At 59.8% G+C, this 24,007-nt stretch carries 21 protein-coding genes and 1 pseudogene; 16 read left to right on the forward strand and 6 right to left on the reverse strand.

The window, feature by feature from the left end; genetic code table 11:
• Positions 1-342: 342 nt before the first annotated feature.
• Positions 343-2,622: a glycogen debranching N-terminal domain-containing protein gene (locus ACAX43_RS17690; protein ID WP_370709718.1), complete on the forward strand. Its 2,280-nt coding sequence runs from the start codon at positions 343-345 to the stop codon at positions 2,620-2,622.
• A gap of 219 nt (positions 2,623-2,841) precedes the next feature.
• On the opposite strand, the gene catC is transcribed toward ACAX43_RS17690, so the two are convergent.
• The 3 genes from catC to ACAX43_RS17705 all read right to left on the reverse strand — a co-directional run bounded on the left by catC (position 2,842) and on the right by ACAX43_RS17705 (position 5,363).
• The gene (gene catC, locus ACAX43_RS17695; RefSeq protein WP_370709719.1) at positions 2,842-3,120 is read right to left on the reverse strand and encodes a muconolactone Delta-isomerase; all 279 of its coding nucleotides are present in this window, start codon (positions 3,118-3,120) and stop codon (positions 2,842-2,844) included.
• A gap of 86 nt (positions 3,121-3,206) precedes the next feature.
• Positions 3,207-4,334, reverse strand: coding sequence for a muconate/chloromuconate family cycloisomerase (locus tag ACAX43_RS17700; protein WP_370709720.1), 1,128 nt, complete (start codon positions 4,332-4,334; stop codon positions 3,207-3,209).
• A gap of 105 nt (positions 4,335-4,439) precedes the next feature.
• A complete protein-coding gene (locus ACAX43_RS17705; RefSeq protein ID WP_370709721.1) occupies positions 4,440-5,363 on the reverse strand; it encodes a LysR family transcriptional regulator in 924 nt (307 codons plus the stop codon).
• A gap of 176 nt (positions 5,364-5,539) precedes the next feature.
• On the opposite strand from ACAX43_RS17705, the gene catA reads away from it, so the two are divergent.
• From catA to benD, 5 genes are all read left to right on the forward strand, one after another.
• Positions 5,540-6,472, forward strand: a complete 933-nt coding sequence (catA, locus tag ACAX43_RS17710) for a catechol 1,2-dioxygenase (RefSeq protein ID WP_370709722.1) — start codon at positions 5,540-5,542, stop codon at positions 6,470-6,472.
• A gap of 113 nt (positions 6,473-6,585) precedes the next feature.
• Complete coding sequence (locus ACAX43_RS17715; protein WP_370709723.1) at positions 6,586-7,944, forward strand: Rieske 2Fe-2S domain-containing protein; 1,359 nt, start codon at positions 6,586-6,588, stop codon at positions 7,942-7,944.
• On the forward strand, positions 7,941-8,429 hold the full coding sequence (benB, locus tag ACAX43_RS17720) for a benzoate 1,2-dioxygenase small subunit (protein WP_370709724.1): 489 nt from the start codon (positions 7,941-7,943) through the stop codon (positions 8,427-8,429). Before ACAX43_RS17715 ends, benB begins: the two co-directional genes overlap by 4 nt.
• A 39-nt stretch (positions 8,430-8,468) precedes the next feature.
• Positions 8,469-9,491: a benzoate 1,2-dioxygenase electron transfer component BenC gene (gene benC, locus ACAX43_RS17725; RefSeq protein WP_370709725.1), complete on the forward strand. Its 1,023-nt coding sequence runs from the start codon at positions 8,469-8,471 to the stop codon at positions 9,489-9,491.
• Entirely contained in the window at positions 9,488-10,264 is a 777-nt protein-coding gene (gene benD / locus ACAX43_RS17730; RefSeq protein WP_370709726.1) for a benzoate diol dehydrogenase BenD, read from the forward strand. The genes benC and benD overlap by 4 nt, the downstream gene beginning before the upstream one ends.
• Positions 10,265-10,372: 108 nt before the next feature.
• Here the strand turns inward: benD and ACAX43_RS17735 are convergent, their stop codons facing one another.
• A complete protein-coding gene (locus ACAX43_RS17735) occupies positions 10,373-11,611 on the reverse strand; it encodes an amidohydrolase family protein (protein ID WP_370709727.1) in 1,239 nt (412 codons plus the stop codon).
• Positions 11,612-11,719: 108 nt separating this feature from the next.
• On the reverse strand, positions 11,720-12,979 hold the full coding sequence (locus tag ACAX43_RS17740; protein WP_370710021.1) for an MFS transporter: 1,260 nt from the start codon (positions 12,977-12,979) through the stop codon (positions 11,720-11,722).
• Positions 12,980-13,584: 605 nt separating this feature from the next.
• On the opposite strand from ACAX43_RS17740, the gene ACAX43_RS17745 reads away from it, so the two are divergent.
• The 3 genes from ACAX43_RS17745 to ACAX43_RS17755 all read left to right on the forward strand — a co-directional run bounded on the left by ACAX43_RS17745 (position 13,585) and on the right by ACAX43_RS17755 (position 16,604).
• Positions 13,585-14,832 (forward strand): aconitase X, encoded by a 1,248-nt coding sequence (locus tag ACAX43_RS17745; protein WP_370709728.1) that lies wholly within the window; start codon positions 13,585-13,587, stop codon positions 14,830-14,832.
• A complete protein-coding gene (locus ACAX43_RS17750) occupies positions 14,825-15,313 on the forward strand; it encodes an aconitase X swivel domain-containing protein (RefSeq protein WP_370709729.1) in 489 nt (162 codons plus the stop codon). The genes ACAX43_RS17745 and ACAX43_RS17750 overlap by 8 nt, the downstream gene beginning before the upstream one ends.
• A 175-nt stretch (positions 15,314-15,488) precedes the next feature.
• Positions 15,489-16,604 (forward strand): branched-chain amino acid ABC transporter substrate-binding protein, encoded by a 1,116-nt coding sequence (locus tag ACAX43_RS17755; RefSeq protein WP_370710022.1) that lies wholly within the window; start codon positions 15,489-15,491, stop codon positions 16,602-16,604.
• A 189-nt stretch (positions 16,605-16,793) separates the two neighbouring features.
• Here ACAX43_RS17755 and ACAX43_RS17760 read toward each other — a convergent pair whose 3' ends face one another.
• The gene (locus ACAX43_RS17760; RefSeq protein WP_370709730.1) at positions 16,794-17,540 is read right to left on the reverse strand and encodes a FadR/GntR family transcriptional regulator; all 747 of its coding nucleotides are present in this window, start codon (positions 17,538-17,540) and stop codon (positions 16,794-16,796) included.
• Positions 17,541-17,787: 247 nt separating this feature from the next.
• Between ACAX43_RS17760 and lhpI the strand changes: the two genes are divergently transcribed.
• The 7 genes and pseudogenes from lhpI (at position 17,788) to ACAX43_RS17795 (ending at position 23,974) form a co-directional block, all read left to right on the forward strand.
• Positions 17,788-18,699: a bifunctional Delta(1)-pyrroline-2-carboxylate/Delta(1)-piperideine-2-carboxylate reductase gene (lhpI, locus tag ACAX43_RS17765; protein WP_370709731.1), complete on the forward strand. Its 912-nt coding sequence runs from the start codon at positions 17,788-17,790 to the stop codon at positions 18,697-18,699.
• Between the two features lie 265 nt (positions 18,700-18,964).
• Complete coding sequence (locus tag ACAX43_RS17770) at positions 18,965-19,639, forward strand: hypothetical protein (RefSeq protein WP_370709732.1); 675 nt, start codon at positions 18,965-18,967, stop codon at positions 19,637-19,639.
• Between the two features lie 199 nt (positions 19,640-19,838).
• Positions 19,839-20,693, forward strand: coding sequence for a MurR/RpiR family transcriptional regulator (locus ACAX43_RS17775; protein WP_370709733.1), 855 nt, complete (start codon positions 19,839-19,841; stop codon positions 20,691-20,693).
• Positions 20,694-20,921: 228 nt separating this feature from the next.
• A pseudogene (locus ACAX43_RS17780) lies at positions 20,922-21,662 on the forward strand (aminotransferase class III-fold pyridoxal phosphate-dependent enzyme).
• A 28-nt stretch (positions 21,663-21,690) separates the two neighbouring features.
• Complete coding sequence (locus tag ACAX43_RS17785; RefSeq protein WP_370709734.1) at positions 21,691-22,245, forward strand: carboxymuconolactone decarboxylase family protein; 555 nt, start codon at positions 21,691-21,693, stop codon at positions 22,243-22,245.
• 293 nt (positions 22,246-22,538) lie between these two features.
• Positions 22,539-22,964, forward strand: coding sequence for an OsmC family protein (locus ACAX43_RS17790; protein ID WP_370709735.1), 426 nt, complete (start codon positions 22,539-22,541; stop codon positions 22,962-22,964).
• Positions 22,965-23,125: 161 nt separating this feature from the next.
• Positions 23,126-23,974: an oxaloacetate decarboxylase gene (locus tag ACAX43_RS17795; RefSeq protein WP_370709736.1), complete on the forward strand. Its 849-nt coding sequence runs from the start codon at positions 23,126-23,128 to the stop codon at positions 23,972-23,974.
• Positions 23,975-24,007: the final 33 nt, after the last annotated feature.

The raw sequence follows: 24,007 nt of genomic DNA on the forward strand, positions 1-24,007 counted from the left end.
GCCAGGGGAGCCGCTTAGCATTAGCGGTTTGAGCTGCTTTCTCTTGCTTACTTCTCTTTGCAGCCGGCAAAGAGAAGTAAGTGCCGCCCCGCACAGGGGCAACACTAATAGACCACAAACAAATCAAGTAAAGCCCACACCCCAAACAGACAGACAAAAAAGCGCCACGCGAGGCAAAAAGCACACCCCTGCACATCCCATGCCAAACAAAAAACCCGAAACTCCCAGGCGATAAGTTCGTCTGACGCGGACAGACCCTCTACAATCGGAAGCGACCGGGCATCCCCCAACGGCACCGAAAGTGACCATGAACGCAAAAGCGAACCCATAGGAGCGACCCTGATGCAGCAGCCAGAAGCCCTCGGCGGCCTGTCCCACTCGGGCGGAATCGACCACCGCGAACCCGAGCCGGACGGCGCATTCATCCCGACGGAAAATCTCAACGTCGCGAGCGCCGCCCAGCACGTGCTCAAGTCTGGCGACACTTTCATCGTCAACGATCCCCTCGGCGATATCACCGGCCACGAAGACGGCCTGTTCGTCAACGACACCCGCGTTCTCTCGCAACTGCGTCTGACTTTCGGCGGACGCGCGCCCTCGCTGCTGTCGGGCAGCGTCAGCAGCGACAACACCTCGTTCACCGCGCACCTCACCAATCGTCCCTTGCCGCCGCTCGGCGGCGACAGCACGCCGGAAGGGGTGATCCACGTCGAGCGCGTGCGCGTGCTCTCGGGCACCGTCCTCAACGAAGCCATCGAACTCACCAACTACGGCACAAGCGAGGCGGTCGTGCCGCTCTCGATCTCGTTCGCCAGCGACTTCCGCGATATGTTCGAAGTGCGCGGCCTCAAGCGCAATAAACAGGGCCGCGTCGAACCGGCGCGCGTTGAGAACCGCGAGGTGCTGCTCGGCTATATCGGTCTCGACGACGTGGCGCGCAATGTGCAGATCGCCTTCTCGCCAGAACCGGACAACCTCTTCGCCAATCGCGCCGACTACACCGTCAAGCTGCCCGCCCAGGCCTGCGTGTCCATCTATCTGTCCGTCGCGGTGCAGGTCGTCGCGCGAGCAGATCGACCCGCCCCCGGCGTCTCGCAGCCCACGCACGCTTTGAGCGAAGCCCATCTGTCGCAAATCGATGCGGAGCGCCCGCGCGTCGGCCGCGCCGCGGTGCGCGCCGCGCTGGTCGACGCCCACCTCGTGATGCGTGAACGGCGGCGCGTCACAGCACGCGTGCGGTCGAGCAATCCACTCTTCAACGCATGGATCGATCGCTCGCTCGCCGATCTCGGTTTGCTGACAACCGATCTCGCCACGGGCCCCTATCCCTATGCCGGCATTCCGTGGTTTTCGACGCCGTTTGGCCGCGACGCCATCATCACGTCGCTGCAGACGCTGTGGCTGCAGCCGCAGTTGGCCGCGGGCGTGCTGCGCTTTCTCGCCGAACATCAGGCGCGCGAGAACTCGCCGTTTCGGGACGCCGCGCCCGGCAAGATCATGCACGAGATGCGCAAGGGCGAAATGGCCGCCACCGGCGAAGTGCCGTTCGCGCTGTACTACGGTGGCGTCGACACCACGCCGCTCTTTATCGTGTTGGCCGGCGCCTACGCGGCCCGCACGGGCGACCTCGCGTTGATCGACGAATTGTGGCCGGCGCTCGAGCGTGCGGCGCAATGGGTCGTGGGCGTCTGCGACAAGAACCGTTTCGGTCTGCTCGACTATCAGCGCGAGTCCGATGGCGGTCTCGCGAATCAAGGCTGGAAAGACAGCCACGATTCGGTATTCCACGCCGACGGCCGCTTTCCCGACGGTCCTATCGCGCTGGTGGAAGTGCAGGCGTATGCGAGCGCGGCATTCGACACGATGGCTCACTTCGCGAAGCAGCGCGGCCTGGACGATCCGGCTGCGCACTACAGCGAACGCGCGAAGAAAATCCGTCAATGCGTCGAAGAAAAATACTGGATGGAAGAGTCGGGCTTCTACGGCATCGCGCTCGACGGCCACGGCGAACTGTGCCGCGTGATGGCGTCGAATGCGGGCCACTTGCTGGCCTTCGGTCTACCCGCGCGGGACCGCGGCGAAGCGGTGGTGCGCGCGCTCGACTCCACGCTGTTTCATACCGGCTGGGGTGTGCGTACGTTGGCCGCCAGCCAGGCGCGCTTCAACCCGATGGCCTATCACAACGGTTCGGTATGGCCGCATGACAACGCGCTCTGCGCACGCGGCCTGTCGCGTTACGGCGGCAAGGCGGCGGCCGTGCGGCTGTTGCAGGCGTTGTTTCAGGCGGCGGTCAATTTCGACATGCGTCTGCCCGAGCTGTTCTGCGGATTCCTCCGGCGGCGCGGCGAGCCGCCCACCGCCTATCCGGTGGCGTGTCTGCCGCAGGCATGGGCCGCGGGCTCGCCGTTCATGATGCTCGAAGCCTGCCTGGGCATCACGATCGATGCGACCCGGCGCGAAGTGGTCATCGAACAACCCATGCTGCCCGAAGGCATCGACTGGCTCGAAGTCGGCGATCTGAAGGTGGGCGATTCGTCGGTGTCGATCACGTTCCGGCGGATCGGCGAGAAGGTCGTCGCATCTGCCGAGGAAGGCGATGTGCGAGTGATCGCGCTTCTTTAGAAGCGCGCCTTCACCAGGCGCGAAGCGCACGCGTGGCTCGCACACGATACCTGTCCTGGGGACGCGGGCGAGTGTCGAAGCCATTCTCAAGTGTCGTAGTGGCAGCCAAATGTCGTACCCGCGGTTAATTCTTTCCGCGGGTTTGTTGCTCACGCAGTGTTGAAGGAATGCTCTGGAACAGGCACTGCGTGTCAGTCCGTTCGGCCTGGCCTGGCAGCTTCAACGGATGGACGACGGATGACGTGCGAGCGCGGTCACCTTCATCGTCATATACGGAAACAACGGCAGACCTGAAAGGATGGTGTGCAGTTCGTCGTGCGAGTCGACGTCGAAAACGCTGTAGTTCGCATACTCACCGACCACGCGATGCAGTTGCTGCCACTTGCCTTGCCGTTGAAGCGCTTGCGAGTATGCCTTCTCGCGAGCCTTGATTTCATCGGCCTCAGCAGCCGGCATGTCGTGTGGCAGGTGTACGTCCATTCTTACCAGATAAAGCATGGCTCTCTTCCAAAAAATGCGACGCTCCTGCCAGTTCACTGGCAGGAAAAAGTCGAAGTGAATAGGTCTGCGTTGAGCGCGTGCGCTCAGATGTTTTTGTCGCGACGGTAGAAGGCGAGCTTGTCCTCATCGATATGGAGGCCCAAGCCCGGTCCTTCTGGCATGTGAAGGTCAAAGTCCCGATATTGGGGGCGCGCAGTGACGATGTCGTCTTTCAACAGGAGCGGTCCGAACAGCTCTGTACCCCAGGCAAGTTGTGGGAGCGCGACGAATCCGTGTGCGGATGCAATCGACCCAATGCTGCCTTCGAGCATCGTGCCGCCATACAGGGACACGCCGGCCGCATCCGCAATGGCGGCTGTACGCATCATCCCGTAGATTCCGCCGGACTTCGCAATCTTCAATGCAAACACGTCCGCACACGCACCGCGCACGAGTTCAAGGGCGTCCTCCGGGCCGGTCACTGCTTCGTCCGCCATGATGGGCACGATGAACCGCGATGCGAGTCTGGCGAGTGCTCCGCGCTGCTCTCGCGGAGTAGGTTGCTCGACGAGGTCGATGCCAGCAGCTTCGAGCGCCTCGATTCCCAGCGCTGCGTCAACTTCGTTCCAGGCCTGATTCACGTCTACCGTGACTTTGGCGCGGTCGCCGAGCGCGGCTTTGATTTTCGATACGTGCGCTACGTCATCACGAACGCTACGCCGGCCAATCTTCAGCTTGAATGTATTGTGGCGACGTTCGACAAGCAGCGTTTCTGCTTCATCGATGTCGCGTTGGGTATCGCCACTTGCGAGCGTCCACAGGACCGGAAGCGTCTTGCGGACAGCGCCGCCAAGAAGCGTTGAAACCGGAACGCCCAGGCGCTTGCCCTGAGCGTCCAGCAGAGCCGTTTCGATTGCGCACTTGGCAAACCGGTTTCCCCGAGCAACCTTGTTCAGGTTGAGCATTGCGTCGTTGATGTTGGTCGCATCTTGCCCAACGATTGCAGGTGCGAGGTAAGTGTCGATGGTCAGCTTGATGCCTTCGGGACTCTCGTCGCCGTACGACAGACCGCCAATCGTAGTGGCTTCGCCGATACCCTCGATGCCATCGCTTGAGCGCAGGCGGATGATGACCAAGGTTTGATGCTGCATCGTCGCCATTGCTAGCTGGTGCGCGCGAATGGTGGGGAGGTCAACCAGAATCGCTTCGACGGAGATGATTTGGGCGTTCATACCTGGAATGTTGGAGTTGAGGGGTTGCTGAAGTATTGCGCGCGCAATAATCCCCTGTCCAACACCATCGACGTCTAGTGCCATACCCCCGGGGTATAGCAGATACTACCGCCCGAAGTCGTTACGGGGCGCAAAGGGTATCCTTTCCTCCTCGTACAGCCGATAGATGAGTTCAAGCAGTTCCTGAATGTCCCGCGACTCGTCGAGCATGCGCATGCTCATGATGATCGGCGATACCAGAGTAGGGTCGTCCAGTTCTTTGTAACTCACGTCGTCCCGCTTCAGGCCGTACACACTACTCGGAACGACGGAAATTCCTTCCCCCGCTGCGACGAGGCCTAGCGCAATCTGCAACTCTCGTACTTCATATATCCGGCGCGGCTTGAGACCGCGGTCTTCGAATGCCGATAGCACCTGGTCTGCGTAACTGGGTCGCGGCGCCTTAGGGAAGATAATCAGGGTCTCGTTGACCAGGTCGCTGAGAGCGAGGACGGGCTTGACCAGTGAGAGTGGATGGCCCTCCGGGAATGCAACAATCATCTTCTCCTCGCGAAGAATCACCCGACGGATGTTTGCGTCCTCATGCCGAATACGGCCGAAGCCGACATCAATCTGACCGTCCTTCAGCGCTCTAATCTGGTCCATCGTCGACATCTCGTGAAGGCTGAGTTCAACGGTAGTGTTCTCGTCGCGGAAGCGCCGGATGATTTTGGGCAGCATTCCGTACAACGTTGAGCCCACGAAGCCGACAGAGAGGCTGCGCTCAATGTTGCCCACGCGCCGCGTCATTGATTCGAGTTCGGACGTCTGGGCCAGCAATTGGACAGCATGAGCATAGAAGAACTTACCCGTCTCAGTGAGCTTCAATGGGCGCGAGTCGCGCTGGAATAGCTGCACCTCAAGAATCTCTTCAAGTTGCTGTATCTGACGGCTCAAAGGCGGTTGGGCCATGTTCAGTCGCTGTGCCGCGCGCGTGAAATTGCGTTCTTCGGCTACCGCTACGAAATAGCGAAGATGCCGCAGTTCCATTTCAATACCTCGTGGATATAGACCAATACTAAATCGGTGTTGGACGGGGCCTTCTGGCGTCCATTATTCTGCTTTCACACTCTGTTTCAGCACTCGATTATACCTCCCAGGCATATTTAAAAGGGTGCTAAACCAAGGGTTAACCCCCGCGAGAAAATAGAGATTCAGGAGCAGACATGAGCGTCAAAGTGTTCGATACGAAGGAAGTGCAGGACCTGCTGAAGGCCGCGGCTAACGTCGGGAGCCAGGACGGCAGTGCTCGCGCCAAGCAGATTGTCCATCGCCTGCTAAGCGATTTGTTCAAGGCCATCGACGACCTCGATATGACGCCGGATGAAATCTGGGTCGGCGTCCACTATTTCAACAAACTTGGTCAGGACGGCGAAGCGGCGCTGCTTGCCGCTGGGCTCGGTCTGGAAAAGTATCTCGACATTCGCATGGATGCCGCGGACAAGGAGGCCGACATCGGTGGCACGCCGCGTACCATCGAAGGCCCACTGTATGTCGCCGGTGCGCCGGTGCGCGAGGGCGTGTCCAGGATCGACATCAATCCCGACGAGGATTCGGGCCCGCTGGTCATCCGCGGCACGGTAACCGGCCCGGACGGGACGCCCGTCGCAGGTGCGCTGGTCGAGTGCTGGCACGCCAATTCGAAAGGGTTCTATTCGCACTTCGACCCGACCGGTGCTCAGAACGAGTTCAATCTCCGCGGCGCGGTCAGTACTGGTGGCGACGGTAAGTACGAATTCCGTACGCTCATGCCCGTAGGCTACGGCTGCCCGCCGCAGGGCGCGACCCAGCAGCTGTTGAACGTGCTCGCCCGCCATGGCAACCGGCCGGCGCATGTCCACTTCTTCGTCACCACCGACAAGTACCGGAAGTTGACGACGCAAATCAACATTGAGGGCGACCCGTTGATTTGGGACGACTTCGCCTACGCCACCCGCGAAGATTTGATTCCGCATGTCGTCGAAAAGACCGGCGGCACTGCGCTCGGCATGAAGGCCGACGCGTATAAGGAAATCGAGTTCAACATCGAGTTGACCCCGCTGGTGCAGGGCAAGGATAACCAGGTCGTCAATCGCCTGCGCGCGACTGCCACGGCGTAACCGCTCAGCGCGGCTGCTATGCCGTACCGCTGCTGCCGCTCAATTCTCCGCAAGAATCTTTCGACACCGATGCACGTGCTCCATAGCCTGGAGCACGCGTAGGGAGAGCACACATGTCTGCCATTATCGACAAAGCCACGCAGCTGGATGAACTGCTGCACACCGCCGTTCAGGACGACAGGCAAAACGGTGTATTCCGTTGCCGACGCGACATCTTCACGAACGTCGATGTGTTCGATCTCGAGATGAAGCACATTTTCGAGAGCAATTGGGTCTATCTCGCGCATGAAAGCCAGATTCCCAACAACAACGACTACTACACCACCTGGATTGGCCGTCAACCCGTGGTTGTCACTCGCGACAAGAGCGGCGAACTCCACGCGGTCATTAACGCCTGCGCGCACAAGGGCGCGATGCTGTGCCGGAAAAAGCACGGCAACAAAGGCACCTTCACCTGTCCGTTCCACGGCTGGAGCTTCGCCAACACCGGCAAGCTGCTGAAAGTGAAAGATGTGAAGACCACCGAATACCCGGTGCAATTCAATACCAACGGCTCGCATGACCTGAAAAAAGTCGCACGCTTCCAGAGCTATCGCGGCTTCCTGTTCGGCAACCTCAACGCGGATGCGATTCCATTGGAGGACTACCTCGGCGAGACCAAGACCATCATCGACCAAATCGTTGACCAGGCCCCGGACGGGCTGGAAGTGGTGCGCGGCAATTCATCGTACCTCTACGACGGCAACTGGAAGATGCAGATGGAGAACGGCTGCGACGGCTACCACGTCAGCACCGTGCACTGGAACTACGCCGCGACGATGGACCGGCGCAAGGTCGAGGGCACCAAGGCCGTGGATGCGAACAGCTGGAGCAAGTCGGTAGCCGGCGTGTACGGGTTCGACCACGGCCACATCCTGCTGTGGACCAAGACGATGAACCCGGAAGTGCGACCGGTCTATCGATACCGCGACGAAATCAAGGCACGCGTTGGCGACGTGAAGGCGGACTTCATCGTCAACCAGACCCGGAATCTTTGTCTGTATCCGAACGTGTTCCTGATGGACCAGTTCAGCACCCAGATTCGCGTCGTACGTCCAATCAGCGTGGACAAGACCGAAGTCAGCATCTTCTGTTTCGCTCCGAAAGGCGAGAGCGCAGCCGACCGCGCTACCCGCATCCGTCAGTACGAAGACTTCTTCAACGTCTCGGGTATGGGCACAGCAGACGACCTCGAAGAGTTTCGCGCGTGCCAGGCCGGCTATGCCGGTACCACTGCGTTGTGGAACGACCTTTCGCGCGGGGCGCCGTTGTGGGTCGAAGGTCCCGACGCAAACGCGAAAAGCATGGGTCTGAAACCGCTCATCTCAGGCGAGCGTAGCGAAGACGAAGGCCTGTTTGTGTGTCAGCACGAATACTGGGTCAAGCTGATGCGCGACGCACTCAAAAAGGAACAAGGGGAGGCGCTGACATGAGCTTCGATTACCCGACAATCTGCGCCGTGCTATACCGCGAAGCGCGCCTGCTCGACGACCGTCAATGGGACGACTGGCTTGCCTGCTATACCGAGGACGTCACTTACTGGATGCCAGCGTGGGATGACGACGACCAGCTCACCGACGACCACGAGAGCCAGATTTCGCTGATGTACTACCCGGACCGTGGCGGCCTGGAAGACCGTGTGTTCCGCATCAGGACCGAACGCAGTAGTGCCTCGATGCCTGAACCGCGAACCAGTCACAACGTCACCAATGTGGAAGTGCTGGCCGAGCGCGAGAACGAAGTGGACGTGCGCTACAACTTCAACACGCTCAGCCACCGTTACAAAACCACCGACCAGTTTTTTGGCACGATGTTCGTCACTCTGCGCCAAGTCAACGATGAACTGTTGATTTGCTACAAGCGCATCGTGTTGAAGGACGACTACATCCGCCAGGTGCTCGACGTTTATCACGTTTGAGCGCGAACATCCGCGGAAATGAGAAGTACAGGAGGCAAGATGTCCAGCTACAACATTGCACTGAATTTTGAAGACGGCGTGACCCGCTTCGTCACATGCAAAGCAGGCGAGAAGGTGCTTGATGCCGCCTTTCGCGCAAAGATTAACCTGCCGATGGATTGCTCGGACGGAGTCTGCGGTACCTGCAAGTGCCGAGCCGAGAGCGGAAGCTACGACCTGGGCGACGATTACATCGAAGATGCGCTGACCGAGAACGAGAAGGAAGGCGGTCTCGTACTCACCTGCCAGATGGTGCCGGAAAGCGACTGTGTGATTGCAGTGCCGGCATCTTCCACTGCATGCAAAACCGAGCAAAGCAAGTTCGTCGCGACCGTATCCAGGGTCGAACCGCACAACGATGCGGCTATCGTGCTCGAACTGGACGTGGATGCGGGCGCGCCGGTATTTCTGCCGGGCCAGTACGTCAACATTGATGTGCCAGGCAGCGGCCAGCACCGTTCGTATTCTTTTTCGTCGGCGCCGGGTGAGTCGAAAATCAGCTTTCTGATTAAGAAGATTCCCGGTGGCGTGATGAGCACCTGGCTCGAATCCGCACAAGCGGGCAACAAAATGGAACTGACCGGGCCGCTCGGCAGCTTCTATCTGCGCGCGGTGGAGAGGCCGTTGCTGTTCCTCGCCGGCGGCACAGGCCTGGCACCGTTCCTGTCGATGCTCGAAGTGCTGGCTCACGCGAATTCGCAGCAGAAGGTTCATCTGATTTATGGCGTAACGCGAGACCTCGACCTCGTGCAAGTCGATGCAATCGACGCGTACGTGGCGAAATTGCCGAACTTCACCTACAGCACCGTCGTGGCCGACACGGATTCGATCCATCCCCGCAAGGGTTGGGTGACGCAGCACATGCCGGCGGAGGCCGTCAATGAGGGTGACGTCGACGTGTATCTGTGCGGGCCGCCGCCAATGGTCGATGCGGTGCGCAAGCATTTCGACGACAACGGCGTGAAGCCCAACAGTTTTCACTACGAGAAGTTCACTCCCAACGCTGCACCGAGGACCGCATGAGCACTCAACGATTTGCTGGCAAGGTCATGGTGGTCACCGGCGCCGCACAGGGTATTGGTCGCGCCGTAGCGCTTCGTGCCGCCACCGAAGGCGGCAAGGTGCTGTTCGTCGACCGCGCCGACTTCGTCGCCGAAGTTGCCGCCGAAGCGAGTGGCGCGGACACGGCCGGCTTCGTCGCCGACCTGGAGACGTACGAAGGCGCGGCATCGGCGATGGCTTTTGCAGTTCGCAGGTTTGGCGGCATCGACATACTGGTCAATGGCGTCGGCGGCGCGATTCGCATGCGTCCATTCGCTGAGTTCGAACCTGAGCAGATTGACGCGGAAATCCGCCGTTCACTCATGCCCACGCTGTACGCGTGCCATGCTGTGCTGCCGCATCTGCTCAAGCGTGGCGGCGGGACCATCGTCAACGTCTCCTCGAATGCCACGCGCGGTATCCGCCGCGTACCGTATTCGGCGGCCAAGGGCGGTGTCAACGCGATAACGCAGTCACTTGCGATGGAGTATGCGGAGCACAACATCCGTGTGGTCGCCACCGCTCCCGGCGGGACCGACGCACCTCCGCGACGCGTCCCTCGCAATACTGCCGGCGATAGCGAGCAGGAAAAAATCTGGATGGGCGATGCGGTGAAGCAGGTCACTGAATCGGCCTTTTTCAAGCGCTACGGCAGCATCGACGAACAGGTCGCTCCGATTCTGTTCCTCGCTTCGGACGAGGCAAGCTATATCACCGGCACCGTGTTGCCAGTCGCTGGCGGAGATACGGGCTGACCATGAGTTCTGGGCCGGCAACCCGGCCGTTCGCTCCAGTGGCTGTGCCGCTTCAGACGGAGCGGGCACATTGCGGTCAATCCAGTTGCAACGGCCGGCCTGGAAGTTCTAGGCCGCAAGACGGTTCTTGAAAAGCTGACCCTGCTTCATGATGAGGTCCAGATGGCGCCCTTGCTCACCCAGCAGACCAATATTCTTCAACGGGTCACCATCAACGACCAGCAGGTCGGCGACGGCACCAGACGCCACTACGCCTAGCTCGCCCGTCTTGTTCAAAACTTCTGCCGCCACGCACGTCGCCTGACAGATAACTTCGTAGGCCGAAAATGCTCGTGTACGCAGCATGAGCTCTTCGCTCTGGCGTTGATGCATCGTACCCAACAGGTCGGACCCATAAGCCATCTTGACCTTGTTGCGCTTGTAGATTTCCAGCGAGTCCAGACCCTTTTGCAGGACTGCGGCGTTCTTCACAAGTGAATCCGGCGGAAAACCCGCTTCAGCGCCATCGGTTCCGCAGGCTTCGTACGTAATCAGGGTCGGCACGACGAAAGCACCCCGTTCCGCCATTACGCTGGCAGCCTCGTCGTCGACGAGGTTGCCGTGCTCAATCGTGCGAACGCCGAGTTCGACAGCGCGCTTGATTGCCTGGGCGGTGTAAGCATGTGCCATGACGTATGTCTGATGTTGACGAGCCTCCGCGACAGCGGCCCGAATTTCGTCCTCGGAGAATTGCAGATTGCCAATGGGGTCAGTCGGAGACGAAACACCGCCGGACGCCATGATTTTGATTTGCGTTGCGCCTTGACGGATTTCCTGCCGAATCGCGCGGCGAATGTCGTCGACACCATCCACGATGCGGCCAATCGCACCGTAGTACTGCGAACAGGGACAATTGTCGGGGCCGTGGTCGAGCCTGACACGAAAGTCCGCGTGACCGCCGGTCTGAGAAAGGGCTTTTCCTGACGTGAAAAGACGCGGGCCTTCAGCAAGCCCGGTCTCCACTGCCTGCGCAAGTGCATAGTCGGCGCCGCCGGCATCGCGAACGCTTGTGAAACCTCGCTCCAACATTCCCCGGAGAATTGGCACTGCGCGGAACAACGCGAAAGCGTTTGGAAGTTTCGCGTTTGTTCCCAGGTTGGCCATGCTTGCCATGACGTGGACGTGGCAATCAATCAGCCCAGGCATCAATGTCTTGCCTTTAATGTCCAGGACGTTCACCTCCGAGTCGATCCTGATGTTTCCCGCGACTTCCCGGATAACCCCGTCTTCAATCAAAACATCGTAAAGCTGGTCGTCTTCGTTGTGGTTGACGTCGACAATTCGGCCGCGTTTCAAAAGTGTAAGCATCGTTTCCTCTTCTAAAAATGCGAAACGTCGAGGCCGAAGAATCCGGCCTCGACGGATTTCACGCTGCGAGAATCTGCTATGCCGCGTGTGTGTGCGGCCCAGGTTGTGTCAGAAGTCGTCCACGGGTTTGGGGTAGACCACCGCGCCAAGGAAGCTCAGCAATGCAGCGAAGGCAACATATCCGGCCGGTGCCAACTTACTTCCGGACCAGGTGATAAGAAGGGTGATAACAAATGTCGCAAAGCCGCCAAAAATGGTCACTGCGATGTTGTAAGCGAGGGAAAGGCCGGTCGAGCGCACGCGGCTTGGAAACATCTCAGCGAAGACGGCGAGAATCGGCGCCGTGTATGCTGAGATGAGCACTCCAAAGACGAGTTGGAAGAGGACCAACGAGGTCAGCGACGGACTGCGCACAATATAGGCGAACATCGGAAACGCGAGCACACCGATCAGCAGCGCCGAACTTGCAACGATGAATCGACGTCCGATTCGGTCCGACAGCCACCCGAACATGGGCGACGCCACCAGAATGACTGCGCCGCCAATGAGCCCTGCGCGGAAGCCGAGACCCTGTGGCAATCCCAGTGATTTCACGACGAAAGTCGGCATGTAATACAGCAGCACATAGGTGCACACGGTCCACAGGATTACGAGTGAGATTGTTGCGAATGTCTGTCGCGGATAATCGCGAATCACCTCGCGCAGCGGCGTGTTGGACTTGGCCGTGTGCTTGAAGGTCGGCGTCTCGTCGAGCCCACGACGAATGAACCAGCCGACCGGTCCAATCAGGAGACCAAGCGCGAAGGGGATGCGCCAGCCCCAGGATTCCAGCGCTTCGGGGCTCAGTTCGGAAGAAATGAAAACACCGACGCCGGCTCCGGCAAGCACGGCAAAGCCGATGCTCGATTGGATATAGCTGGCGTAGAGACCACGAGAGTTTGCCGGAGCATACTCGGAGAGGAACGTTGCGGCCGTACCCATTTCGCCGCCATGCGCGAAGCCCTGAATAAGGCGACCCACCACAAGCAGAACCGTAGCGCCGACGCCGATCTGTTGGTACGTTGGCGCGCATGCGACGATGGCAATTCCGAGTGCCATCAGCATGATCGAGAGAGACAAGGCCTGCCTGCGGCCCACCCGGTCGCCGTAAATACCCAAAACGATGCCGCCAAGTGGCCGTATGAAGAAGCCCACGCCGAATGTAAGCGCCGCGAGCAACAGTGAGAGGACGGGGTCGTGAGTCGGGAAAAACAGCTTCCCGATAGTCACGGAGAAGAAGCTGTAGCTGGAGAAGTCAAAAACCTCCAGTGCCGTGCCGATTACAGTGGCGGCGACTGCTTTACCCTTGTCGGCCTTGCCTGCAGCCATCGCCGTGCCGGCGGTCGTTCTGGTTGTGTTCACGAAGAACTCCAGTTGGTCTACTCAGGCCGAGACCCGAGGTGGTGTCGTGGCAACCACGTTAGCCGTTCGGTGGTTGATTTTCGGTCTAAAAACGTGATGTTTCACCGCTTTTGGTGCTGTTGTGCGCCATGCGTGAACCAAAGCGTACCAAATTGCAAAATTATTGGATATATTTAAGAACCAAAAAATTTTCAGGGTATACCCAGCAGCGGGGTATTCCGGTTATGCGCTGCAACGTACTCCGCGCTCGCAAACCTATAAACAGCGAGGCTTTTGCCATCGCGCTCAGGCAGAGCGAGCGGGGAATGTTCCAGAGCCATGTTTGGCCACCGACTTTGCCCATCTGATGAGCTACCACCGATGACTGCGCCAAAATTGCTTCCAATTGGTTCTTTGTTGATCCAAATATGGCTTGCAAGAGGCCATTTTTCCTTGTGTTGAGGCCGTATGACAGGCATACGAAGAAAAGTGGACTAGATAATTACCAGTATGGACAGTTTTTTGTTCCAGTTGTACATTTATGCCCAGATACTTCGGAACGAAGTCCCGTGACGACCTAAGAGGAACACCCGATGTTGCAGTTAAGCGAGCGCGATGAGGCGATGTTGAATGGGGATCTCGGGCAAGGAGCGGCGCGCGCGATGCGAATTGTTACGCGCACGGCTGACGTCATGTCGGCACCGCATCTGATTGACATCAGCTCGGCGCATATCGACGGCTGTCTTTACCACGGGCAAACAAGTCTCGACTTCGTCGAACTGTTCGTTGCAGCCGGAGCAAAGGTGGCGGTGCCTACCACCCTGAACGTGGGCTCACTCGATTTGATTCACCCCGAGCTCTATCACGGCGACCGTTCGATTCAGCGCGACGCGCAGAGGCTAATGGACGCTCATATTGAACTGGGCTGCGAGTCGAGCTTCACGTGCGCGCCCTACCAGTTAAAGAACAGGCCTGCAAAGGGCGAACAAATCGCATGGGCCGAATCCAATGCGATTGTCTTCGCGAACTCGGTTCTCGGAGCAAGAACTAGCCGCTATGGCGATTTTCTTGATTTGGCTGCAGCCATCACAGGACGGGCGCCGTATGCGGGACTGCACGTTGAGGCAAACCGCGCGGGTCAGATTGTTTTCAATGTCGAAGACTTCGCCAGCCGGCCTTCGCGCGATATTTACTTCGCGGCGCTAGGACTGCTGGTCGGCAAGGTTGCCGGCGCGATAGTGCCTGTGCTGGTTGGCCTGCCGAGCGACACAAGCGAAGACGAACTGAAGGCCTTGGGTGCCGCGGCGGCCTCCAGCGGCGCGGTTGCGCTCTTTCACGCTGTCGGCATTACACCCGAAGCGCCGACGCTGGAAGTCGCGCTGCAGGGACACGCCCCGTTGAAGACAGTCGACGTCTTCCTTTCCGAGCTCAACGAAATCAGGCGAAGTCTCAACAGTGGCCGCGAAGGTGACGAGCTGGTGGCGGTCTCGCTGGGCACGCCTCACTTCTCAGTTTCAGAGTTTCAGCGGCTGTCGGACATCCTCGACCGGTTCGAAGGCAAGCTCAAGGCAGATTTCTACGTGAATACAAGCCGCTTCATTCTCTGGCAACTGGATGAAATGGGCCTTGCGGGCAAGTTCGAAGAGCGAGGTATTCAGATCGTTGTCGATACATGCACCTACATCACGCCTGTCATGAAGAAACTGACCGGGCTCGTGATGACCAACTCAGGCAAATGGGCGTCGTACGCTCCGGCGAACATCGGCGTGACTGTGGCGTATGGAAGCATGGACGAATGCGTGCAATCGGCTTTTGACGGGAAGGTGCGTTTCAATGACTAACAATTCCGAGGTTGTTTCGGGTTCCGCGAAAGCGGCAACTGCTGGCCGGGTTCTGGTCGGTGATGTGCTGGTGGCAGGCACCGCGCAGGCTGAAAAGGTGGTGCTCGACAAACCCCTGAGCTTTTGGGGTGGCTACGACTCGGAAGCGGGCAAGATTATTGACCGTACTCATCCCCTGGTCGGCGAAAGCCTCGCCGGCAAGATTATGGTGATGGCCCATGCGAAAGGCTCAAGCTCAAGCAGCAGCGTGCTCGCTGAGGCAATTCGCAATGGCACAGGCCCGCTAGGCATCGTGCTCAGAGAGCGCGACCTCATCATCTCGATTGGTGCAATCGTTGCGGCCGAACTCTACAACCTCGAGGTGCCGGTTGTCTGTCTCGGACCCGCTGCTTTTGACGAGGTCGTTTCAGCACCTGGTCCTTTGCGTATTGAGGCCGTCTGCGGGGAAGGCGGAGCAAGAGTTTATCTCGACTCTCGCTAGCCGCTGCGCGCGTCGAGTGACTTGGGCTCGCGTCCGTGTCCCGCGCAGGTATTCAAGTTGCAAGTCGATTTTCGCAGTGCCCCCGTTGACGCTGTATCGCGTCGTAATGGGCAAAAAACGAGATGTGATGACCAACAGTGCTCGCGCAAGTGTGAGCCTTAGAAAAGGAGACCTCATGAAACTTAGGGCCGCAATCGCTACGCTCGCGTTGGGTGGCATGTCAATCGGCGCCGTACACGCTGACCAAGTCGTCAAAATCGCGCTTTCCGGGCCATTGACGGGTCCTCAAGCCGTTAGCGGTAAGGACGATGAGAATGGTCTTCGTCTGGCCGTTGAGAGGCTCAATCAGAAGCAGATTAAGGTGAACGGGCAGGCAGTGAAATTCGAAGTGCTGTCTGAAGACGACCAGGCCGACCCGAAAACGGGTGTCCAGGTTGCCCAACGTCTGATTGACCAGCAGCCAATCGCATTTCTTGGTCCGCAGAACTCCGGCGTTGCGATTCCGGTCGCCCGGTTGACGAGCGGGGCGCATATTCCGATGCTCACGGTCGCATCGAATCCTCAATTGACGAAACTGGGTTACGACACCATCTTCCGTACCGGCGCAAGTGATTCCGTACTCGGTTCGTCAATGGCGACGTTCGCCGTCGAGAAGCTGCATGCCAAGACCGCTGCGGTGATCGACGACCGGACGGCGTACGGCCAGGGCCTCGCGGACGAATTCGTTGCGAAGGCGAAATCGGCTGGTCTGCAGATCGTGGACCGCGAGTTCACCAATTCGGCGGCAACGGACTTTCTCGGTATTCTGACGACAATCAAGGGCAAGAATCCCGACGTCATTTTCTTCGGCGGCTACGTACCCCAAGGCGCGCCGATGGCGAAGCAAATGGTCGCCCGCGGAGTACGAGCCAGGCTCCTTGGCGGTGACGGCATCTGTGCTGACGACATGGCAAAGGTTGCGGGCACTGCTGCGGAAAATGCTTACTGCTCGATGAGCGGTTCGGGCCTTGACGGTACGGTGGAAGGACGAGACTACATCGCCCGCTACAAGGCGCGGTTCAAAACTGAACCGCAGGCATACGGCATCACTTATTACGACGGCATGATGCTACTGGCGAATGTGATTTCCTCTGCCCAGACGACTGACCCAGCCAAGCTGATTCGGGCGCTGCGCAACGCGAACTTCAAGGGCGTCGCTGCAACTTATGCCTTCGATAAGTCGGGCGACCTGAACCACGCGCCTACGACCGTGTTCACTTTTAAGAACGGTCAGATGACGGCTGTCAAATGAGCTGAAGGTGGCTGGTCGCACACGCCTCGCGATGGCCGTTGACGCGGGGCTCATCGCCTCGCGGATGTTGTCGAGGCTGTAATTCCTCTTGTTGTACCGGTTGGCGCGCAATCTCTTCGATTGCGCGTCTTTTTTTGCTCGACACAGCAGCAGAAGCGCGGGCTACGACAGACACTACCCGTCGCGCGATTACGTTGGAGTGATGTCTCTCTTCACACGATGGATGTGCTGTTCGACGTAAAACGCTGCGGCATCTGCATCGCCCGTAACTATTGCCTCATAGATGAGTCGATGTTCCGCGACGTAGAGACGGATGCGCTGTGGGTCGAATATCCCGTCATCCTTTATCCGCTTCCACAAGGACTGGTCCATTGTCTCCGCGATTTCTTCGGCGATTCTTGCCAGCAACGCGTCACCCGTCATCAGGGCGAGTTGCCGATGAAAGAGTCGGTCGCTGTTGTTCCAGAGCGTACGTTGTTCCGGGTCGGACACGTCGGTGAGCGTTTCCATCTGCGACAGATAGTGCTCTGCAAGCTTGTCGCGCTTTTTATTGGCGGCAGCGCGGCGCGCGATGGCAGGCTCCAGTATCAGACGAACGTCCAGCGTGGCTGAGGGGCTGTAGTCGGACTGCAGTTGACCATCCGGTGCTTGCGCCACCTCCACGCTCTTAGCCAGGACTTCGGGAGCGTTGCCCGCGACGTACGTACCGGAGTTTCTGCGCGTGACGACGAGTCCTTCGTTCTGAAGGGCGCCGATTGCTTCGCGTACGGCAGGGCGCCCTACACCGAAAAGTGAAGCAAGTTCACGCTCCGAGGGCAGTCGCGCATCGGGCATAAACCGTCCCGCGCGAATTTCGGCCCTGATTTTTTCGGAGACCTGCTCATAAATCTGAAGCGGGCGGAAGTTCCGGGAGAACTCGGCTAGTGCGGACGCCATATATGGAGGTAATCGAAGAGATAGGTGGTTCCAAATATACCACTTGAGAATGGCGTCCAGACCACATCGAAGGACCGTCCGCTTCAGGGTCTTCCCTACAGGATGAGTGGTACATCTGCCTAACCAAAATTATTAAAAATGTCGATTTTGGCTTGTTAATGAACCACAAGTGGTTTAAATTTGCTCCATCGGTTCAGCACGAACTCAGCGTGTCCACCGTGAATTTTCAACACTCCGTGGGAAAAGCATGAACACAGACAAGACGACCTTTGATGCTGAGACGACAGCTTCGCTTCTCGAATACGCCACGCTTGTGAACGTCCTGCGCGAGACGATTGTGGAGTACGGGGCCGGACGCATCGCTAGCCCCGAGCGCGTTGCCATTCCGTTGCAGCAAGGCGGGCTGATGCTCTCCATGCCGTCGAGCGCCGAAGACATTGCAATCCATAAGCTCGTGAACGTCTGCCCCGGCAACATCGCGCGAAATCTGCCGACCATCAACGGGCAAGTCATCGCGTGTGACTCGATTACCGGCGAGATGATGTTCGTTCTGGACGGCCCGACGGTGACTGGCCGACGGACTGCCGCCGTCTCGGCGCTGGGCGCAATGACGCTTTCGAATGGTTCGCCCAAGGAAATCCTGGTCATCGGTACCGGCAAGCAGGCATCCAACCACGTCGAAGCGTTCGCCACACTCTTCCCCGACGCGCGAATCCTGTCGAAGGGCATCTCCGACGACGCCACGCGAAGCTTTGTCGAGCGTCAGAAGGCGGTCGCTCCGAGGCTTGAAGCGTTGCAAGGCGAGATTCCCGAATCCGTCGACGTGGTCGTTACCGTGACGACGAGCAAGCAGCCTGTTTACAACGAAGCGGTACGCGCTGGTCGCCTGGTAATCGGCGTAGGCGCATTTACTCCGGACGCTGCTGAAATCAGCAAGCAGGTCGTCGATGGCAGCTTCGTGGTCGTCGACGACCCGGTTGGCGCGAAGCATGAGGCAGGCGACCTTATCCTGGCCAACTTCGACTGGAGCAGGGCTGGCTCTTTGGCGCAAGCGATTCAAGGTCAGCTGAGCCCCGGTGCACCGGTTTTCTTCAAGAGTGTCGGATGCGCTGCATGGGACCTGGCAGCTTGCCGAGTCGCCCGCAAAGCGCTCGGTTAGTCGAAAGGCGGCTGCGGCACCACGCAGGACGGGAATGCCGCATGCGAACTCGCCAACGACGCGTTTGACCACGATCGGACGCTCCCGCTTTCCGGACTCTGGCGCGGTCGCTATGTCATGATGGCGCGTGTGAAGACACCAACGACGGCCGCACGGCCCGTCGGGCGCAGGAGGTCAAAGTGACGGATGAATCGTGCCCATTGGTCGGCCGACGGGTAGCGAGGTCCGCCACCGCCACATGCCCATCTGGCTTAAAGGAGGACTGATGCGTCTGAAACATTACTGTGCATTGCTGCTGTATATAGCAGCGCTTGGTTCAACCGCAGCACGGGCGAGCGATATTCAATGTGCGACCACGCGACAACCAGCAGAGCGCGCGATATGCGACCACACCATCCTGAACAACGAATACGACGATGTCTTCGCGCAGCAACAGGCTTTGCTGAGAAGTGGAAAGCTCTCACGCGAACAACTCGCTCAGTGGAGGCAATCGCGGAACGCCTGCACCGACGTTCATTGCATCGACGGCGTATTTGCCCGGTGGGCGGTGATGGCCAAGTCTGTCGAAACCCCTTCTCGCGCCGCAGTGGCCCCGGTTATGGCCTCCGCTACTGCCATGGCCCCGGTCGGACCTGCTTCGGAAGCAATCGTCCTTCCGGCATCCCAAGCCTTGCCGACATCGGAAGCCTCTCTTGTGCGTCAAGGGAGTGCCGCCGGCGTGGCGCTTCCGAAACCCGTGGAGGCCCACGCCTCTTCACCTACGGTCGCTTCTGCTCCCTTGAGCGCGAGTGAATCGCGTGGCACAACCGGCATGAGCGGGGGCCTGTTGGCGGCCCTGATCGTAGCGGTTGGATTCGGCGCGCTCTTTCAACGCCGAAGGAGGAACGGCGGAAGCGCCGGGGAACCACCTGGTCATGTTCGCCGCAAGGACAAGCCGTGAGCGGACCCTACTGAGATGGGACGAGAAGCCCCTCCGAGTTGGGCCAGTTTGTTGTGTGAAAAGCCAGCTGGAACAGGTTTGATTGCGATAGGACAGGTATTGTTTGCGAGCCACCACACGCAGGAAGTTCTGTTGGAGGCGATGCACCGGGTGGTAACATTTGTTGTCATCCTTATCGACCGCTCGCCCGGACCATCGCATGCCAGACAGTTTCGACCAGCTCGCCGCCCTGATCCGGGCGCGCTTCTCCGAACTGAGTCCGCAGTTCCAGATGGGAGCAGGTTTCCTGCTCGACCATCCCGACGAAGTCGCGGTCTCGTCGATGCGCAAAGTGGCCGAACGGGCCCAGGTGCAACCGGCGTCGCTGGTGCGCCTGTCGCAGCAACTGGGTTTTCCCGGCTGGAACGAATTGCGCAACCTGTTCGTCGCGCGCGTGCGCACGCGACCCGAGCCGCTCACCAGCCGCGCCCGGTCGCTGGTCAAATCCAAAGACGCACTGGCGAGCGATCTGCTGGTCGCGCAACAGCACAATCTTGAAGTCACTGCCGCACATAACGGTCGCGTGATCGTGGAAGCGGCGCGTCTTTTGAGGCGCGCGCCGCATGTGCATGTGGCCGGCTTCCGCTCCTGTTATGCGGTGGCGTTTGGCCTCGTCTATGGCTACCGGCTGTTCCGCTCCTCCGTGTCGCTGCTCAATGGCGAGGCCGGCACGCTGGAGATGCAACTGCGCACGGTTGAACGCGACAGCGCGACCATCGTGATCAGTTTCGCGCCGTATTCAGTCGAAGCGGCGCGCGTGGCCGAAGCTGCGCTGGAAAAAGGCAGCAAGCTGATCGCGATCACCGACAGCGCGGTCTCGCCGATCGCGTTGAATGCCGACAAAGTGCTGATCTTCTCGCACGAGAGCCCGTCGTTCTTCCCGTCGCTGGTGGCAGCCACGGCGATCGCCGAATCGCTGGTCGCGCATTTGCTCGCGCTGGAAGGGGCCGGTGCCGTAGAGCAACTGGGCATCGCTGAGCAATCGCTGCACGCGAAGGGCGCATACGTGCCTTGATGTCCCTCGTCTGACCCAGCTGATGTCTGCACGGAACACCGTTCGGCTCATCGCGACGCCGCCTGACAGCAAATGTTGTTTTGCAATATAAACGCATACCGATTGTTGAATGGGTGCGGGTTGTGGCGTCGAAGCAGACTGCAGGACCGCGCGCCTTCGGGCCTGCCGATTTACCGCGACGATCGGCGTCTGAACAGCCGGTTCAAATAGAAAGGAAAAGTGAAAACCATGTCCGGGGTATTTCATCGTTCACCGAAGCAGTCGCTCCCGATTGCTGTCGGTGGCGATGGCATCGAAATCATCGATTCCACCGGCAAGCGCTATATCGATGCCTCGGGAGGCGCCGCCGTCTCGTGTCTAGGCCACAGCAATCAGCGCGTGATCGACGCACGGGCTACCTCTATGCATGTGAAGAAGACGGCATCGCACCGGACATGCTGACCATCGCCAAGGGGCTCGGCGCCGGCTACCAGCCGATCGGCGCGACGCTGGTCAGCGACCGGATTTACCAGACGATTGTCGGCGGCTCGGGCTTTTTTCAGCACGGGCATACGTATATCGGCCACGCTACCGCCTGCGCCGCGGCGCTCGAAGTGCAACACGTGATTGCCGACGACAATCTGCTCGCGAACGTGCAGGCGCGCGGCGAGCAGTTGCGCGCCCGGCTGCGCGAGCACTATGCGCAGCATCCGTATATCGGCGACGTGCGCGGGCGAGGTCTCTTTGTCGGCGTTGAGCTGGTGAAGGATCGCGACCAGGACCCCCTTCGACGCGAAGCTGAAACTGCACGCGGCGATCCGACGTGAAGCGTACGCGCGTGGTTTGATGGTGTATCCGATGGGCGGCACGGCCGACGGTAAGATCGGCGATCATGTGCTGCTGGCGCCGCCGTTCATCTGCACGGCGCGCGACATCGACGAGATCGTCAGCCGCGTTGCCGATGCGATCGAAGCCGCGCTGGCCACTTGAAATCACTCCAACATCTGCGAGATTTGCGATGACCGAGCGTTTGCCTCATTTCGAACTATCCGACGCCACGCCTGAGCAGGAGGCGGTGCTCGACGAGATTTTGTCCGGTCCACGCGGTAACCTGAACGGCCCGTTTCTCGGCTGGATTCACAGCCCGGAACTGGCCCAGCAGGCGCAGCGTCTCGGCGCGTTTTGCCGCTATCGAACGGGTTTGCCGTTGCGCCTGTCGGAGCTGGCGATTCTGGTGACGGCGGCGCGCTGGCAGGCGCAGGCCGAGTGGTACATCCACTATCCGATCGCATTGGAAGCAGGCATAGCCGAAGCGGATGCCGAGGCGATCCGCCAAGGGCAGCGTCCGGCCTTCGCGCACGCCGATGACGCGTTGATCCACGACTTCGCCAGCGAACTGTACGACACCAAACGGGTTTCGGATGCCACCTATGCGAGGGCGGTCGGGCGCTTCGGCCATCAGGTGGTGATTAACCTGGTGGGCTTGCTCGGCTACTACGCGTTGGTGGCGATGACGCTGAACGTATTCGACATGCGGGCCTTGGGGCAGGAGAGCTTGCCGTTCGCCGAGTAGCGGCCGCGGCGCGGGGTTCGGTTCCGACCGGTAGGACGGATTGTTGCGGACGTGGGTATCGTTAAGCGGCGGCTTTCATTGTCGACACCGTCATCACGCTGGCACGCGGAAGCGCCTATGATGAAATTCGGTCCACGCCCGCGCCTGCAGCGCCGCGCGGCATGCCCCGCAGGAAGTCCACCAGGGGCACTCGCGACCGATGTCGAAACCGCAAGCACCCCGGTGGGACCGTTGCGGTCGGCATCACGCAGGGTTTTGGAGCGGCGCGAAGCAGGGCATACCAGGAGAGAGCGATGAAGCGCAAGGCATCAGCAGTCTGGCAAGGCAGCCTGCAAGACGGCAAAGGCTCGATTTCCACCGACAGCGGCGTCCTCAAGGAAACTCAATACTCGTTTGCGACACGCTTCGCGGACGGCATCGGCACGAATCCGGAAGAGCTGATTGCGGCTGCGCATGCGGGGTGTTTTTCCATGGCGTTATCGGCGGAACTGGGCAAGGCCGGCATCAAGCCCGAACGTATCGGCACCACGGCAACCGTCACCCTCGACAAGGACGGTGGCGGCTTTTCGATTACCGCGGTGCACCTCGATGTGGCGGTGAAAATCCCCGGCGGCGACAAAGCCGCATTCGAGAAGGCCACCGCGGACGCCAAGGCGGGCTGCCCGGTTTCCAAGGTACTGAACGCCACCATCACGATGGACGCGAAGCTCGAAACCTGAGCGCGGTTCGTCTGTTGCAGACACCAGCAGGTCGGGTCGGCAAGGGTAGCCAGTTGCCGGCCCGACCTCATTTGCCATTCAATTGCCCTTTAACAACCTGACGACGCTCCGGCAGCGCATGGGCGCGAAACGCCGGCCGCCGTTTTTCGATAGGACCGTCGATGACAACGCAAACCGAAAAAGCACGGCAATTCCAGTCATATCACGCAGCGGGCGAAGCCTTCATCATCCCGAATCCCTGGGACATCGGCACCGCGCGGCTGCTGGCGCTGGCAGGCTTCAAGGCGCTCGCTACCAGCAGCGCAGGCTATGCGTTTTCACGCGGCTTGCCGGATAACGCCATCGGCCGCGCGCAGATGATGGTGCATCTCGCCGAGATCGCCGGCGCCACCGATTTGCCGGTCAGCGCCGATCTGGAAAACGGCTTCGGCGACGCTCCGGAAGACTGCGCCGAAACGATCATGCAGGCGGCCGCCGCGGGTGTGGTCGGCGGTTCGATCGAGGATGCCACCGGTCGTGCCGATGCGCCGATCTACCCGTTCGACGCCGCCGTGGAGCGCGTACGCGCTGCGGCCGAAGCGGCGCGCGCGCTGCCGTTTCCATTTACGCTGACGGCGCGCGCCGAGAACTATCTGGTGGGCCGGCCCGATATCGACGATACGATCCGGCGCCTGCAGGCTTTTCAGGAAGCCGGTGCCGACGTGCTTTACGCGCCCGGGCTAAAAACCCGCGAGGAAATCGCCGCGGTGGTCGGCGCGCTCGATCGGCCGGTCAATGTGTTGATGGGGCTGCAAGGCGTTCTGCTCAGTTTCGACGACCTGCGGGCGCTGGGTGTGCGACGTGTCAGTGTGGGCGGTTCGCTGGCGCGCGCGGCGTTGGGCGCGTTTTTAAGGGCGGCGCACGAAATGCGCGATCACGGCACCTTCAACTACACGAAGGAAGCCGCCAGCGGCAGTGAGATCAACCAGCTGTTTGCGACGGCCGCGCAGAAGTGGCAGAAGCCGCTCTGAGACAGTTGGTGCTCAGCCTACGAAGTCACGCCT

Source organism: Paraburkholderia sp. IW21, assembly GCF_041321145.1.
GTDB lineage: Bacteria > Pseudomonadota > Gammaproteobacteria > Burkholderiales > Burkholderiaceae > Paraburkholderia.